The organism is Microbacterium meiriae (assembly GCF_040702565.1).
Lineage (GTDB): Bacteria > Actinomycetota > Actinomycetes > Actinomycetales > Microbacteriaceae > Microbacterium > Microbacterium meiriae.
This window is the reverse complement of sequence record NZ_JBFBLJ010000001.1, coordinates 21,625-34,877: the sequence shown is the minus strand read 5'-3', so window position 1 is coordinate 34,877 and position 13,253 is coordinate 21,625. Positions and strand designations below refer to the sequence as shown.

Sequence of the window (13,253 nt, the reverse complement as noted above, 5' to 3'; positions counted from 1 at the left end):
TGCAAGTTCCTCCCAGAATCGTCACACCGCCGTAACATCAGGCCTCCGGGGTAGGCTCCCCGCATGCCCCGACGTGGATCTGACGCCGACCGCCGCCCACTCCCCCGGCATGCCCCGCACCCTGCACGCGGACGCGCGTCCCGCGTGCTCCGCGGGCTCGGGATCGGACTCGCCGTGGTGCTCGTCTCGACCGCGGCGGTCGCCGGGTTCCTCGTCTGGGACGTCTTCAACCGCGTGGGCGACGGGGCCGTCACCCTGGAGGGTGCACCGCAGGTCGACCCGCCCACCCTCGGCGCGTATCCCGACGACAAGGCCTTCAGCATCCTCATCGTGGGCACGGACGAATGCGGCCCGAAGGCCACCGCGCTCTTCGATGAGCGCTGCGCCGAGGCGGACGGCCTCAGTCGGAACGACGTGAACCTCCTCGTGCACGTCTCCGCCGCCCCGCGGAACGTGACCGTCGTCTCCCTCCCCCGCGACCTCGGCGTGCCCGTGCCGGAATGCACCCGTGAGGACGGCTCCGTCGCGTCGGCGATGGAGAAGGCATCGATGAACTCGCTGTTCGAGCACGCCGGCCTCTCCTGTATCGCGAAGACCGTGAGCGAACTGGGTGACATCCCCGTGGAGTTCGCCGCCAAGATCAGCTTCGACGGCGTCATGGCCGTCACCGATGCGATAGGCGGGGTCGAGGTCTGCATCGCCGGCGACGGCATCCGCGACCGCCACACGGGCATCGACTGGCCGGCGGGCATGCGGACGGTCTCGGGCGTGGAGGCGCTCCAGTTCATCCGCACCCGGCACGGCGTGGGGGACGAGAGCGACCTCGCCCGCATCTCCAATCAGCAGCAGTACATGTCGCGACTGGCCAAGAAGGTGCTGAGCGAGGAGACGCTGACCGACATCCCCAAGGTCCTGCGGCTGACGAACGCCATCGCCGACAACATCGACCCCAGCGACGAGCTCGCCGACCCGCTGCGGCTGGCGCAGCTCGCCCTCGCTCTCAAGGACGTGAGGTTCGGCGACTTCGCCTTCGTGCAGTACCCGAACGTCGTCGACCCGTTCGACGACGACAAGGTCGTGCCCGACGAGGACGCCGCCGCCGCGCTCTGGGATGCGGTGCGGGCCGGCAAACCGCTGCAGCTCACCGGAGACGTGACGACGCACCGCGGCGTGGAGCTCGTCACCCCCGCTCCCACGGCGCCCACGGCCCCGGAGTCGGACCCCGGTCCCGAGGCGACCGCAACGCCGGATGCCCGCGCGACCCTCCCGCCGGAGGTCTCGGGCCAGACCCTCGAGCAGGAGACCTGCGCGGTGGGCAACCAGCGCTGACCCGAGGCGGGCGCGGCGTAGGCTCGACGACATGGGACGGACGCGATCACGGGATGCCGAGCACCCGCAGACCCGTCTCGACCACGGCGGCATCGCCCGCATCCTCCCCTCCGAGTTCACGAGCGGCTTCGAGCTCGTGGTCGACGACACCCCGCAGTCCCATGTCGATCTGGACGACCCCACCCACCTGCACTTCGAGTACATCGTGCGGATGGGCGCCGTGATCGACCAGCTCCGCCCCGGACCGCTCACCGCCGTCCACCTCGGCGCCGGCGCCCTGACGATCCCCCGCTACATCGACGCGACGCGGCCGGGGTCCCGTCAGCAGGTCATCGAGCTGGAGGCCCCGCTCGTCCAGCTCGTCCGCGAGCACCTCCCGCTGCCGAAGGGGGCGGCGATCCGCCTGCGCATCGGCGATGCCAGGGAGGGAGTCCGCAAGCTCCCGGCCGCCCTGCACGCCGCCTGCGATCTCGTCGTCTCCGACGTGTACTCGGGCGCGCAGACCCCCGCCCACCTCACGAGCGTGGAGTTCTACCGCGAGCTCGCCGCGCTGCTCGCGCCCGGCGGGGTGCTGCTGGTCAACGTCGCCGACGGCCCCGGTCTCTCGTTCGCCCGTCGACAGGCCGCGACGATCGCCGAGGTCCTTCCGGAGATCGGCATCCTCGCCGACACCCAGGTGCTCAAGGGCCGCCGCTTCGGCAATCTCGTGGTGGCGGCATCCGCCGCGCCGCTGCCGACGGAGTGGCTGCCACGGATGCTGGCCGCCGGCCCGCACCCCGCGAAGATCGCCCAGGGGGACGAGGCCCGCGCCTTCCTCCAGGGGGCCCGCATCGTCACCGATGCCGACGCGGTCGCCTCCCCGCGCCCGGATGCGTCGCTGTTCCTGCGCTGACCGGGCGCGCCGCCCCGAGGAGCGCGGAAGCGGCAGGCAGACTGGACGGGGACAGTCGCGGGGACGCGCGGAAGGAGAGCAATGAGTTTGATCCGGGGATACGACCAGGAGAGCCTCCGCGAACGCGTCGACCTCGATGAGTGCGCCGCCCGCCTGGACGAGATCGAGGAGCAGCGGAGCCTTCCCGCCCTGCTCGAGCGCGTGTGGCTGCTGAAGGTGCTCGGTCGCCTCGACGACGCCCTCGTCCTCGCCGACGAGGCGGTGCGGCAGGCCCGCATGGCCGGCACGCGCAAGGACGTGCTCCGCGCCCGCGTGCTCCACGCCACGATCCTGCAGTACCGCGGGGCCCACGCCGCCGCCGAGCAGGAGCTGGCCACCTGCGCCACGGAGGCCGAGGGCCAGCGTTGGCTGTCGATCGCCGCGTTCGCCTACCAGCACCACGGCAAGAACGCCTACGATGCGGGAGACTACGAGACCGCGCGGGAGAGCTTCAAGCAGTCGCTGTTCCTGCGGCGCGAGTCCGGCGCCGAGGACCGCGAGCTCGAGACGGTGCTGCTGGCCATCGAAGCCGTGGAGCGTCGTCGTCCGGCGCAGCTCGTCGCGGGCTGACGCCGATGCGCCTGAGTGTCCGCGGCATGCCTTAGCCTGAGCGCATGGCGGAACTTGACCGCGTGCGCGTCTGGGGCGAGGCACTGATCCGGTTGCATCTCGACGACAGCTGGTCGTTCGACTTCGACCATGCCAAGCGTCGCGCCGGGCAGTGCGACTACACGCGCAAGCGCATCACCGTGTCGCGGTACCTCGCCGCCCGTTTCGAGGACGACGACATCCATCAGGTGCTGCTGCACGAGGTCGCGCACGCGCTCGCCGGGCACAAGGCGGCGCACGGTCCGGCGTGGAAGCGCGTGGCGCGCGACCTGGGCTACGTCGGCGGTACGACGCATCACGGGGAGACCGCGGTCGAGCTCGCCCCCTGGGTGGGGCGATGCCCGGCCGGACACGTCACGTACCGCCACCGGCGCCCGACGCGAGCCACGTCCTGCGCCCGGTGCTCCCGCACATTCGACGCGCAACATCTGTTCGCCTGGACGCGTCGTGAGATCACCACCGACGCCCGGCTCGCGGCGCAGGCGCCGCGCTGAGTCCTGCCGGAGCGGCGCGAGCGGAGCCGTGTCAGGCCGACGGGCCGCCGGGACGGGCCTGCTCATCGGAGGCGGATCGGTTCTCCTCATCGGGCGTGTGCGCCTCATCATCCGGCGCCACCTCTTCGGCGACCGGTGCGGCCTCCGGAGCGGGCACGGCGGAGTCCTCCCCCGTCGCAGCCGCCGCGGTCACGCGTCGGCGACGGACGAGCGCGGTGAGCCCACGCCAGCCGAGCAGGAACACGCCGAGCACGAGCGTCGCCACGATGATGAAGGGCAGCTCCGCGGTGTCTCCGCTGAGCAGCCGCAGCAGCATGCCGCCGACGACCGTCACCGCCCAGACCACCGCGCCCCACGGCAGCGACCACGGCCGACGCGGGCGCCCGGGGAGCAGCGCCGCGACAGCGTGCCCGAGCAGCAGGGCGACGAGGAAGGGCCAGGCCGTGAGAAGGAACCCCGCCGGGTCCTCCTGGTGGGAGGCCCGGCCGATGGCGGCGAAGACGAGGACGAGGACGGCGTCGACGAGGAGAGCGGGGAGGAACCTCATTCCTCGACCCTACGCGGAAGGCGCGCTCACTCGTAGCGCGTGAACCGCCCGTCGCGCAGGACGGGGACGGTGTCCGCGGCATCGAGGACGGCCGCGTCGGCGGTGCTGGTCGGCTCCAGTCCGGCGGCCCGGATCCGATCGGTGGCCGGGACGCCGGCCTGCAGCTCGCGTCCGGAACCCGTCGCCCCGATCAGGTGCTTCACCGCGCGCCGCAGGGCACGGAAGCCCTCCGCTGCCACGGCCGCGTCCGGCGCCGTGTGGTCGATGCCGAGATCGGTCAGAGCCGCGGCGATCGCGCCGGCCCCGAGCTGGTCCTCCACCGCGACGCGCAGCTCCCCCGCGGCGTCGAGCTCCCCCGCCGGGATGAGTGCCACCGAGGTGCGGCCCTGCCGGCGCTCCTGCTCGATCTGCACGGCCCTGGCCACGGCACCGGCGTTGCGGATCGCGCCCAGCAGGACGGTGGCCCCGGTCGAGGCGGCGGCATCGGCCACCGCCGCCCCGTTCCGCGACCATCCGAGGGCTGTCGAGAGGTCGACGTCCGTTCCCGCGGCCACCGCGTCGACGACCGTCGAGGAGAACCGGAGGACGTCGATCACCACGACCACGTCGGCCGGGGCGAGGCGGGCGAGCCCTGACACCCCCCAGTCGAGTCGGACCTGGTACGGGGACTGATCGAACGGCGACGGCATCCGTCCAGCCTAGAGCCGTCAGTCGGCGGCGAGCGCCTCGACCGGAGCCACCCTGGTCGCCAACCGGGTGGGCGTCGCGGCGGCCACGAGGGTGAGGAGCGCCGTCGCGGCGACGATGATCACCACGGGGAGCCACGGCACCTGCGGAGCGATCAGCCCTGCGGGCGTGAACTCCGGCAGGACCGGCACGGAGCCCAGCAGCGACTGGGCCGCGATCCACCCGTAGAGCACCCCGAGCACGAGCCCGGTGAGGGTGGCTGCCACCGTGATGTGCGTCGCCTCCAGCAGCACCATGCGGCGCACCTGCCGGTTGGACAGGCCGATCGAGCGCAGCAGCCCCAGCTCGCGACGACGCTGCACGACGCCGATGGTGAGGAGGTTGACGAGGCCGACCGCCGCGATCACCGCGGAGACCGCGACGAGCACCATCATGATCGCCGCGAAGGCGTCGTAGGGCGCGAAGAACTCGGCCGGGATCTCCTCCGTGGTCTGGCTCGTCATGAGGCGCTTCGACGACTCCAGCGCCACCGCGAACATCGTCACCAGGGTCACGCCCATGACGACACCGATGGCCATCCGCGACGACCGCTCCGGGTACCGCAGGGCGTTCTCGGCCGCGAGACGGGCGGTCGCGCTCGACCCGAACATCCGCCCCACGAGCCGGAGCACCGGCGGCATGAACAGCACGGACCCCAGGGTCAGCCCGGTGAAGGAGAGGATGCCGCCGAAGAACGCGACCACGACCCCGAGCGGCGTGACGAGGCCGAGGACGACCCCGCCCGCGAGCAGAGCAGCGCCGGAGATCAACAGCACCCAGGCCCCGACATGGCGGCCCTTCCGCCCGGAGACCTCGTCGCGCGTGCGCTCCACCGCGCCGCCCAGAGCCTGAAGGGGGGTCACCGCGAGGACGCGGCGGGAGCCCACCCATGCGGCGGCCCACGTGGTGAGCGCGACGCCGACCGCCGGAAGGGCGAGAGCGGGCTGCGCGAGCGAGAAGGACGACGGCGCGGTGGCGACGAGCTGTCCGCCGAGCTGCACCGCGGCCGCGGAGAGGAGGAGGCCGGCGAGCAGCCCCAGCCCTGCTCCGAGGAGCCCGACGACGAGGCCCTGCCGGCCGACCTGCGCCCGCTGCGATCGCGCCGTCGCGCCGATGAGACGCATCAGCGCGATCTGCCGCGTGCGTCCCGCGATGATCGTCGAGAACGTGTTCGCCGTGACGATCGCCGCCACGTACATCGCCACCGCCGTGAGCAGCACCGACAGGATCGCGACGACGACCGCGAGCGTGCCGCTGTCGCCGATGAACGGATCGGCCTGGAGCACGGCGCCGATGTAGGCCGTGATCTCGACGAGGAACACCCCGAACGCCGACGACAGCGCGGCGACGAGGACGCTCGCGCCCATGCCGCGGTCGCGGAGCCAGGCCAGCCGGGGTCCGGTCGTCCGCATCTCCGGGACGACCGTGGTGAGCGCGGTCATGCCGACACCTCCGCGGCGAGCATGTAGGCGGAGATCTGCTCCGCGGTCTGCCGCGGGTGGTCTGCGACGATGCGCCCATCGCCGAGGTAGAGCACCCGATCGGCATGGCTGGCCGCGATCGCGTCGTGCGTGACCATCGCGATGGACTGGCCGTGCTCCCGGCTGGCGGAGGCGAGCAGGCGCAGCACCTCCCGTCCGGTCTGGGAGTCGAGGTTGCCCGTGGGCTCGTCCGCGAACACCAGGTCGGGGGCGGTGGCGAGGGCGCGGGCGATCGCGACGCGCTGCTGCTGTCCGCCCGAGAGCTGGTGCGGCCGGTGCCCGAGGCGCTTGCCGAGGCCGAGCGTCTCGATGAGACCGTCGATCCGTGCCCGCTCGATGGCGCTGGGCCGACGGCCGTCGAGCTCGAACGGCAGCAGGATGTTGCCGAGGGCGTCGAGCGTGGGGACGAGGTTGAACGCCTGGAAGATGAACCCGACGCGGCGGCGGCGCAGGATCGTCAGGTCGAGGTCGCCGAGGCCGGTGATCTCGGTGTCGCCGATCCACGCTCGCCCCTCCGTCGGGCTGTCGAGGCCGGCCATGATGTGCATGAGGGTGGACTTGCCGGATCCGGACGGGCCCATGATGGCGGTGAACTGTCCGCGGCGGATGCCGACGCTCACATCGTCGAGCGCGCGGACGGTGCCTTCGCCCGAACCGTAGGTCTTCTTCAGGTGCTGGACGCGAGCGGCGAGCCCGAGGTCGGTGGTCGTGATCTCCATGCTTCCGACGCTATTTCCGCGCCCGGTCCCCCCGCGTCGCCCTCCGGGAGCATCCCGATACATCGGGAGGATGATCCCCCTCCCCTCGACCCACCCCCGTGCGTTCGACCCACCCCTCTACGGCCCGCCGCAAAGGGCCGGGTCGAACAGAAGGGGGTGGGTCGACGTCAGGCGAGGCCGTGCTTGAACGCGAACACGACGAGCTGCACACGGTCGCGGAGCGCGAGCTTCGTGAGGATGCGGCTGATGTGCGTCTTCACCGTGGCCTCGCTGAGGAACTCCCGCGCGGCGATCTCGGCGTTCGAGAGGCCCCGGGCCGCCAGCGCGAAGATCTCCCGCTCCCGCTCCGTCAACTCGGCATACTGCGGGGGTACCGGCTTCGGAGCCTCCGCGAAGTGCTCGAACAGCTCGCGGGTCGCCGACGCCGCGATGACACTCGACCCCGCATGCACCGTCCGGATCGCCGCGAGCAGGAACTCCGGATCGGCGTCTTTGAGGAGGAAGCCGCTCGCCCCCTGCCGGATCGCCCGCGCCGCCGCCTCGTCGAGGTCGAACGTGGTGAGCATGACGATGCGCGGGGGCTCCGGACGGGACAGGATCTCGGCGGTCGCGGTCAGCCCGTCCATCACCGGCATCCGGATGTCCATGAGGACCACGTCGGGCCGGGTCGCGGCGACCACGGCGAGCGCCTCCTGCCCGTTCCCCGCCTCCCCCACGACCTCGAGGTCCGGCTGGGAGGCCACGAGCATGCGGATACCTGCACGGAACAGCGCCTGGTCGTCGACGAGCACGACTCTGATCACTGCGGGGCTCCGATCGGAAGGCTGCTCTGGACGACGAACTGCGCACCACGGCGCTCGGCTTGCAGAATACCGCCCACGAGCTGCGCCCGCTCGCGCATGCCGATCAGACCGTGTCCCCCGGGCGCGCCCGGCGTCGACTCCGGCGAGACGGCGTTGCGCACCTCGATGTCCACGCGATCGGGGAGCCACGCGAGATGCACGTCCACCGCGCCGTCGCCGTGGCGGATCGCGTTCGTCAACGCCTCCTGGAGGATCCGGTAGACGGCGAGTTGGATCGCCCCCGGTGGCTCCCCCGGAGGCATCGGGTCGACCGTGACCCGCGGCTCGATGCCGGCTTGGCGTACCTGGGCGAACAGCGTCTCGAGGTCGGCGAGGGTCGGCTGCGGACCGTCCCCCTGCCGATGGCGGAGCTGGGTGAGGAGCATCCGCACGTCGCTCAGGGCTCCGCGGGCGGTCTGCGCGATCGTGCCGAGGGCCTCCGTCGCGATCTCGGGCTTCACCGCCGCGGCGTAGCGCGCGCCGTCGGCCTGAGCGATGACGACCGCGAGCGAGTGGGCGACCACATCATGCATGTCCCGCGCGATGCGCACCCGCTCCTGCTCCTCGGCGGCTAGGGCCTCGGCCTGCAGCTGCGCCGAGCGCGTGCGCCGGTTGCGCAGCACGACCCGCCAGAGGAGGCCGCACACCCACGCGAACCCGAGCGCCATGATCGAGGCTGCCACGAGCAGAGTGCCGCCGGTCACGAGCTCCCACCCGCTGCCGGAGCCGAACGCGACGCCCCCGACGAAGACCAGGTACAGCGAAGCGACGATGCCGCCCACGATGACGGAGCCGAACCCCCACCAGAGCACGCGGCGCGACCCCCACGCGGACGTCGCGTACAGCACGAGGAGGATCGCGAAGTCGGTCGGCAGCGGTCCGAAGCCGGCGAGCATCTGCACGATGGCTCCGGCCCAGGCGGCGGCGAGCGCGAGACCGGGAGCGAGGCGTCCGATCGCCACCCCGCCGAACAGGAAGATCGACGACGAGATCAGCCCGATGACGTTCACCGCGGACGAGCCGGCCAGCTCGGGCTGCGGGGCGTAGAACACGACCCCGAGCGGCGTCAGGAGCGCGAACAGCAGCACCGCCCCGACGATGTCGAGGACGAGGCCGGTACGGGACAGCGGACGGATCACTCCCCCACGCTACGCGAGCGCCCGTGGACTGGCATCCGTCGCGGGATGTATCCGTCAGGCGCGGGCGAGGATCTCCCCGTGCGGCACCAGGAACCAGCCGTCGCCGTCGTCGGCCCAGCGCTTCCAGGCGTCGCTGATCTCCTGCAGATCGGCGCGCGTGGCCATGCCCTGGTCCACGAGCTGCCGCGCGAGCGCCGACTCCAGGATGCGGTCGGCCCACATCCCGCCCCACCAGGCGCGCTCGGACGAGGTCGCGTAGCACCAGGTCGACGCGGTCGCCGAGACGTCCTCGAAGCCCGCCGCCCGCGCCCAGGACAGCAGGCGGCGCCCGGCGTCCGGCTCTCCGCCGTTCGCCCGGGCGGCGGCGCGGTACAGCGCGAGCCAGCGGTCGAGCTCCGGCAGGACAGGGAACCACAGGAAGCCCGCGTAGTCGGCGTCGCGAGCGGCGACCAGTCCCCCGGGCTTCGCGACCCGACGCATCTCCCGCAGCGCCTGCACCGGATCGGCGACGTGCTGCAACACCTGGTGCGCGTGCACGACGTCGAAGGAGTCGTCGGCGAAGCTCAGCGCGTGCACGTCCTCGATCGAGAAGGCGATGTTCGCGACTCCCTGCGCCGCGGCGAGGTCACGCGAGAGGGACAGTGCGGCGTCGTCGATCTCGGTCGCGGTGACGTGCGCGACCACTCCCGCGAAGTCCACCGTGATGGATCCGGGCCCCGCCCCCACGTCGAGGAGCCGGGTCTCGGCCGTGAGGTGCGGTCGCAGATACGCCGCCGAGTTCGCGATGTCCCGCACACTGTGCGAGCGGAGGACGGATTCGTGGTGTCCATGCGTGTACGAGGCCATGCGCTCAGTCTGGCACTCCTGTCGACCCACCCCTCTGCGTGTGTCCCGGCCCCTTCCGGACGCCCGTATGGGGCCGGGGCGGCGCGAGAGGGGTGGGTCGACGGGCTAGAGGGAGGCGACCATGCGGCGGATCGCCTCGCGGTCGGGCTTGCCTGAGGAGAGGACGTCGAGCTCGTCCACGAGGATCAGACGGGACGGACGCGCGTGGGCGCCGATCTCGCGGGCCACCGCCTCCCTGGCCTGGGCGAGCTGCTCGGACTCGCTGCGCCGCAGGGCCTCCCCGCGCGCCGCGACGATGACCGAGGCCTCCCCCCAGCGCTCGTCGTCGACGCCCACGACCACGGCCTGATGCAGCCCGGGCACCGAGCGCACGATCCGCTCCACCCGGTCCAGCGAGATGTTGATGCCGCCGGACACGATCACGTTGTCGGCGCGGCCGTGCACGCGGACCACACCGTTCTCGACGAGACCGAGGTCTCCCGTCCGGTACCAGCGGATGCCGTGCTCGTCCCTGGCGAACGTGCGCGCGGTCAGCGCCGGGTCCCCGAGATACCCCTCCGCGAGCAGGGGGCCGGCGATCCGCAGCTCCCCGTCGACGGCGCGGACGTGCACGGTGTCGAGCGGGACGCCGTCGTACACGCAGCCGCCACTGGTCTCCGTCGAGCCGTAGGTCCGCACGAGACGGACCCCGAGGTCGGCCGCCCGCTCCCGCAGCGGATCCGGGAGCGCCTGCCCGCCGACGAGGATCGCCTCATAGGCCCGCAGTGCCGCGAGCACCCCCGGCTCCCCTGTCGCGTCCAGCAACGTCGCGATCTGCGCCGGGACGAGGGAGGTGTAGAGCGCGGGGACGACACCGGCGGTCGTGGCGTGCAGCATGCCCCGCGTGGCCTCGGCGAACGCGTGCGGCGTGAACCGCCCCTCGATCCGGGTCGGCTCCGTGCCCGCGAGGATCGACCGCACCATCACCTGCAGCCCCGCGACGTAACCGGCCGGCAGCGCGAGCAGCCAGCGCCCGCTGCCGATCCGGGCGGCGGTGGCCTCCGCGCTCGCCCGCAGGGCCTCGCCGCTCAGCGCCACCTGCTTCGGGACGCCGCTGGATCCGGAGGTCGCGATCACTGCGGCGATGCCGTCGTCCACCTCCGCCGGAGCATCGGCGAGCATGCCGAACCCGAGAGCCGGTCCCTCGTCGAGCGCCCGGAGCAGCGCCTCCCGCAGCAGCGTGGTGTCCTCGGCGTCGGTCGGGATCAGCGCGGTCACGGTCGGCTCCGTCTCTCGTGCGGACTCAGTAGTGCCAGGGGAAGGACGACCAGTCCGGGGCGCGCTTCTCGAGGAACGAATCCCGCCCCTCCACCGCCTCGTCGGTGCCGTAGGCGAGACGGGTGGCCTCTCCCGCGAACACCTGCTGGCCGACGAGGCCGTCGTCGACCGCGTTGAAGGCGAACTTGAGCATCCGGATCGCCGTCGGCGACTTCGTCAGCACGGTGCGCGCCATCTTCAGCGCCTCACGCTCGAGCTCGGCGTGCGGCACCACGCGGTTCACGGCGCCCGCCTCGTAGGCCCGCTGCGCCGAGTACTCCTCGGCGAGGAAGAACACCTCCCGCGCGAACTTCTGCCCGGTCTGCCGGGCCATGTAGGCGGAGCCGTACCCGGCATCGAAGCTGCCGACGTCGGCGTCCGTCTGCTTGAAGCGCGCGTGCTCGGCCGATGCGATGGTCAGGTCGCACACCACGTGCAGCGAGTGGCCGCCGCCGGCCGCCCACCCGGGGACCACGGCGATGACGACCTTGGGCATGAACCGGATGAGCCGCTGCACCTCGAGGATGTGCAGCCGCCCGACAGCCGCCGCGGACGCTCCGCTGACGACGGCGGTCTCCGCATCCGAGTACTTGTACCCGTCGCGGCCGCGGATGCGCTGATCGCCGCCGGAGCAGAACGCCCAGCCGCCGTCCTTCGGGCTCGGTCCGTTGCCGGTCAGCAGCACCGCCCCGATGCGCGCGTCCTGCCGCGCGATGTCCAGGGCGCGGTAGAGCTCGTCGACCGTGTGCGGGCGGAAGGCGTTGCGCACCTCGGGCCGGTGGAAGGCGATGCGGGCGACCCCGCCGTCGCGGCTCACGTGCGCGGTGATGTCGGTGTAGTGCTCGGCGCCGGGCGCGAGTTCCCACTCGGCGGGATCGAACAGGTCGGAGACGAAGGCATCGGTCACGGTCTTCAGCCTATTCCCCGGGCACGCGCCGTCTTCATCCACCCGTCGACGATGTCCCAGGCCGGGAAAGCCACGAGGCAGACACCCGTGATCACCGTGAGGACGCGCATCGTGTCGGCATCCACCCCGTTGTCCGTGAACACGAACTCCAGGAAGGCCGGGTTCAGCAGTTCGCCCTGCAGGAGCAGGGTGAGCGCCCACACCGCGAAGGCGATCGCGAGGACGGTGTTCACGACGGCGGCGGCGACGGTCCACCGGCGGCGCGCGTACACGGCGACGGCCAGTCCGGCCTCGGCGATCATGAGCGCGAGGAGGATGCCGATGCCCACCGGCCAGAGCGCGGGCGCCAGGATCGGGATCGGGTCGCCGCCGGTCGGGAAGAACCCGAGCGTGGCGTCCCACACGATCGCACCGATGCCGGCGAGGAGGAACACGAGCGAGGCGATCACGTCGGCGCGGGCGGCCCCGTGCTCCGTGGGCTCGGGGAGCTGATCGACGTCCCATCGCACCCCGGTGTCCGCACCGGTGCGCTCCAGCACGACGAAGACGAGCGTGACCCAGAAGCACAGGTGCACGATCACCGACAGCGTGACGGAGACGACCGCGCCGATAACCTCTCCGGGGCCGGCACCGTTGATCAGCTGTCCGATCGCCACCCCGACGGCCGCGAACGGCGGCACGATGAACAGGAGCAGCTTCAGCAGCCGCCACCAGGTGAGGTAGTACCGAGGGCCGATGAGGTGCAGCGGCCGGTCGGCGTATCCGGCGGCGAGGATGCCCGGGTCGCCGAGGTCGGTGAGGACGGCCCGTTCCGCTTCCTCCGGGCTCTCGCCCTGTTCCCGCCTCGCGTCGACGGCGTCGGCGATGGCGGCTTCGAGCTCGGCGCGGACCTCGTCCTGCGCCTCCGGTGCGAGGCTGCGGATCGTGGCGCTGATGTAACGCTCGGTGAGCGTGCTCGTGGTCATGTCAGTTCTCCTCGGGGGTGAGGGAGGCGATCGCGCCGGTGAGCGCGCGCCATTCGTCGGTGAGGGTGTCGGCCAGCCGGATGCCGGCCTCCGAGGTGCGGTAGAACTTGCGAGGACGGGCCTCGTCGGTGTTCCACTCGCTCGTCAGGTATTCCTGCTTCTCCAGACGACGGAGCAGCGGATAGAGCGTGTTCGCATCGGTGGCGAAGCCCCGCCTCTCGAGCTGCTCGAGCAGCGCGTACCCGTACTCCGGCGTGCGCAGCAGCTGCAGGCATGCCAGGACCACCGTGCCCCGGCGCAGTTCCTGCAGGTGCGTGTCGAGCGTCTCGTTCATGTCGATCACATTAGTGTGTGTGACACACTATTGTCAACGACACATCTCCGTGCCACATGTTCCCGAGGGTCGTGGCGCACAATGGGGT

The 13,253-nt window shown here is 72.0% G+C and carries 15 protein-coding genes; 4 read left to right on the top strand and 11 right to left on the bottom strand.

The features are described 5' to 3' along the window. The first annotated feature begins 63 nt into the window (after nucleotides 1–63). From AB0310_RS00175 to AB0310_RS00160, 4 genes are all read left to right on the top strand, one after another. A complete protein-coding gene (locus AB0310_RS00175) occupies nucleotides 64–1,329 on the top strand; it encodes an LCP family protein (protein WP_187663351.1) in 1,266 nt (421 codons plus the stop codon). A gap of 31 nt (nucleotides 1,330–1,360) precedes the next feature. Continuing rightward, on the top strand, nucleotides 1,361–2,221 hold the full coding sequence (locus AB0310_RS00170; protein ID WP_187663350.1) for a spermidine synthase: 861 nt from the start codon (nucleotides 1,361–1,363) through the stop codon (nucleotides 2,219–2,221). A gap of 81 nt (nucleotides 2,222–2,302) precedes the next feature. Continuing rightward, entirely contained in the window at nucleotides 2,303–2,830 is a 528-nt protein-coding gene (locus AB0310_RS00165; RefSeq protein WP_187663349.1) for a hypothetical protein, read from the top strand. Between the two features lie 44 nt (nucleotides 2,831–2,874). Next, complete coding sequence (locus tag AB0310_RS00160) at nucleotides 2,875–3,363, top strand: SprT-like domain-containing protein (RefSeq protein WP_187663348.1); 489 nt, start codon at nucleotides 2,875–2,877, stop codon at nucleotides 3,361–3,363. A gap of 31 nt (nucleotides 3,364–3,394) precedes the next feature. Here AB0310_RS00160 and AB0310_RS00155 read toward each other — a convergent pair whose 3' ends face one another. The 11 genes from AB0310_RS00155 to AB0310_RS00105 all read right to left on the bottom strand — a co-directional run bounded on the left by AB0310_RS00155 (nucleotide 3,395) and on the right by AB0310_RS00105 (nucleotide 13,165). Then, entirely contained in the window at nucleotides 3,395–3,910 is a 516-nt protein-coding gene (locus AB0310_RS00155; protein WP_366236332.1) for a DUF3054 domain-containing protein, read from the bottom strand. Between the two features lie 26 nt (nucleotides 3,911–3,936). Further along, nucleotides 3,937–4,599 carry a 2-phosphosulfolactate phosphatase gene (locus AB0310_RS00150; protein ID WP_366236331.1) on the bottom strand — a complete coding sequence of 221 codons (663 nt, stop codon included), beginning with the start codon at nucleotides 4,597–4,599 and terminating at the stop codon, nucleotides 3,937–3,939. Between the two features lie 18 nt (nucleotides 4,600–4,617). Next, on the bottom strand, nucleotides 4,618–6,078 hold the full coding sequence (locus tag AB0310_RS00145; RefSeq protein ID WP_366236330.1) for an ABC transporter permease: 1,461 nt from the start codon (nucleotides 6,076–6,078) through the stop codon (nucleotides 4,618–4,620). Further along, nucleotides 6,075–6,836: an ABC transporter ATP-binding protein gene (locus tag AB0310_RS00140; protein ID WP_136051761.1), complete on the bottom strand. Its 762-nt coding sequence runs from the start codon at nucleotides 6,834–6,836 to the stop codon at nucleotides 6,075–6,077. The genes AB0310_RS00145 and AB0310_RS00140 overlap by 4 nt, the downstream gene beginning before the upstream one ends. 167 nt (nucleotides 6,837–7,003) lie before the next feature. Further along, entirely contained in the window at nucleotides 7,004–7,639 is a 636-nt protein-coding gene (locus AB0310_RS00135; protein ID WP_366236329.1) for a response regulator, read from the bottom strand. Continuing rightward, a complete protein-coding gene (locus AB0310_RS00130) occupies nucleotides 7,636–8,817 on the bottom strand; it encodes a sensor histidine kinase (protein WP_366236328.1) in 1,182 nt (393 codons plus the stop codon). The genes AB0310_RS00135 and AB0310_RS00130 overlap by 4 nt, the downstream gene beginning before the upstream one ends. Before the next feature lie 54 nt (nucleotides 8,818–8,871). Beyond that, a complete protein-coding gene (locus AB0310_RS00125; RefSeq protein WP_187663343.1) occupies nucleotides 8,872–9,663 on the bottom strand; it encodes a class I SAM-dependent methyltransferase in 792 nt (263 codons plus the stop codon). Nucleotides 9,664–9,768: 105 nt separating this feature from the next. Next, a complete protein-coding gene (locus AB0310_RS00120; protein ID WP_187663342.1) occupies nucleotides 9,769–10,920 on the bottom strand; it encodes an AMP-binding protein in 1,152 nt (383 codons plus the stop codon). Nucleotides 10,921–10,945: 25 nt separating this feature from the next. Further along, entirely contained in the window at nucleotides 10,946–11,866 is a 921-nt protein-coding gene (locus AB0310_RS00115) for a 1,4-dihydroxy-2-naphthoyl-CoA synthase (protein WP_102208055.1), read from the bottom strand. A 5-nt stretch (nucleotides 11,867–11,871) separates the two neighbouring features. After that, a complete protein-coding gene (locus AB0310_RS00110; RefSeq protein ID WP_366236327.1) occupies nucleotides 11,872–12,831 on the bottom strand; it encodes a permease prefix domain 1-containing protein in 960 nt (319 codons plus the stop codon). Nucleotide 12,832: 1 nt separating this feature from the next. Further along, nucleotides 12,833–13,165: a PadR family transcriptional regulator gene (locus AB0310_RS00105; protein ID WP_363587869.1), complete on the bottom strand. Its 333-nt coding sequence runs from the start codon at nucleotides 13,163–13,165 to the stop codon at nucleotides 12,833–12,835. Nucleotides 13,166–13,253 lie beyond the last annotated feature (88 nt).

What these genes read in the sequence shown, in the direction of transcription:
- AB0310_RS00175 (WP_187663351.1), top strand. Translation starts at nt 64, where the DNA reads ATGCCCCGACGTGGATCTGACGCCGACCGCCGCCCACTCCCCCGGCAT.
- AB0310_RS00170 (WP_187663350.1), top strand. Translation starts at nt 1,361, where the DNA reads ATGGGACGGACGCGATCACGGGATGCCGAGCACCCGCAGACCCGTCTC.
- AB0310_RS00165 (WP_187663349.1), top strand. Translation starts at nt 2,303, where the DNA reads ATGAGTTTGATCCGGGGATACGACCAGGAGAGCCTCCGCGAACGCGTC.
- AB0310_RS00160 (WP_187663348.1), top strand. Translation starts at nt 2,875, where the DNA reads ATGGCGGAACTTGACCGCGTGCGCGTCTGGGGCGAGGCACTGATCCGG.
- AB0310_RS00155 (WP_366236332.1), bottom strand. Translation starts at nt 3,910, where the DNA reads ATGAGGTTCCTCCCCGCTCTCCTCGTCGACGCCGTCCTCGTCCTCGTC.
- AB0310_RS00150 (WP_366236331.1), bottom strand. Translation starts at nt 4,599, where the DNA reads ATGCCGTCGCCGTTCGATCAGTCCCCGTACCAGGTCCGACTCGACTGG.
- AB0310_RS00145 (WP_366236330.1), bottom strand. Translation starts at nt 6,078, where the DNA reads ATGACCGCGCTCACCACGGTCGTCCCGGAGATGCGGACGACCGGACCC.
- AB0310_RS00140 (WP_136051761.1), bottom strand. Translation starts at nt 6,836, where the DNA reads ATGGAGATCACGACCACCGACCTCGGGCTCGCCGCTCGCGTCCAGCAC.
- AB0310_RS00125 (WP_187663343.1), bottom strand. Translation starts at nt 9,663, where the DNA reads ATGGCCTCGTACACGCATGGACACCACGAATCCGTCCTCCGCTCGCAC.
- AB0310_RS00110 (WP_366236327.1), bottom strand. Translation starts at nt 12,831, where the DNA reads ATGACCACGAGCACGCTCACCGAGCGTTACATCAGCGCCACGATCCGC.
- AB0310_RS00105 (WP_363587869.1), bottom strand. Translation starts at nt 13,165, where the DNA reads ATGAACGAGACGCTCGACACGCACCTGCAGGAACTGCGCCGGGGCACG.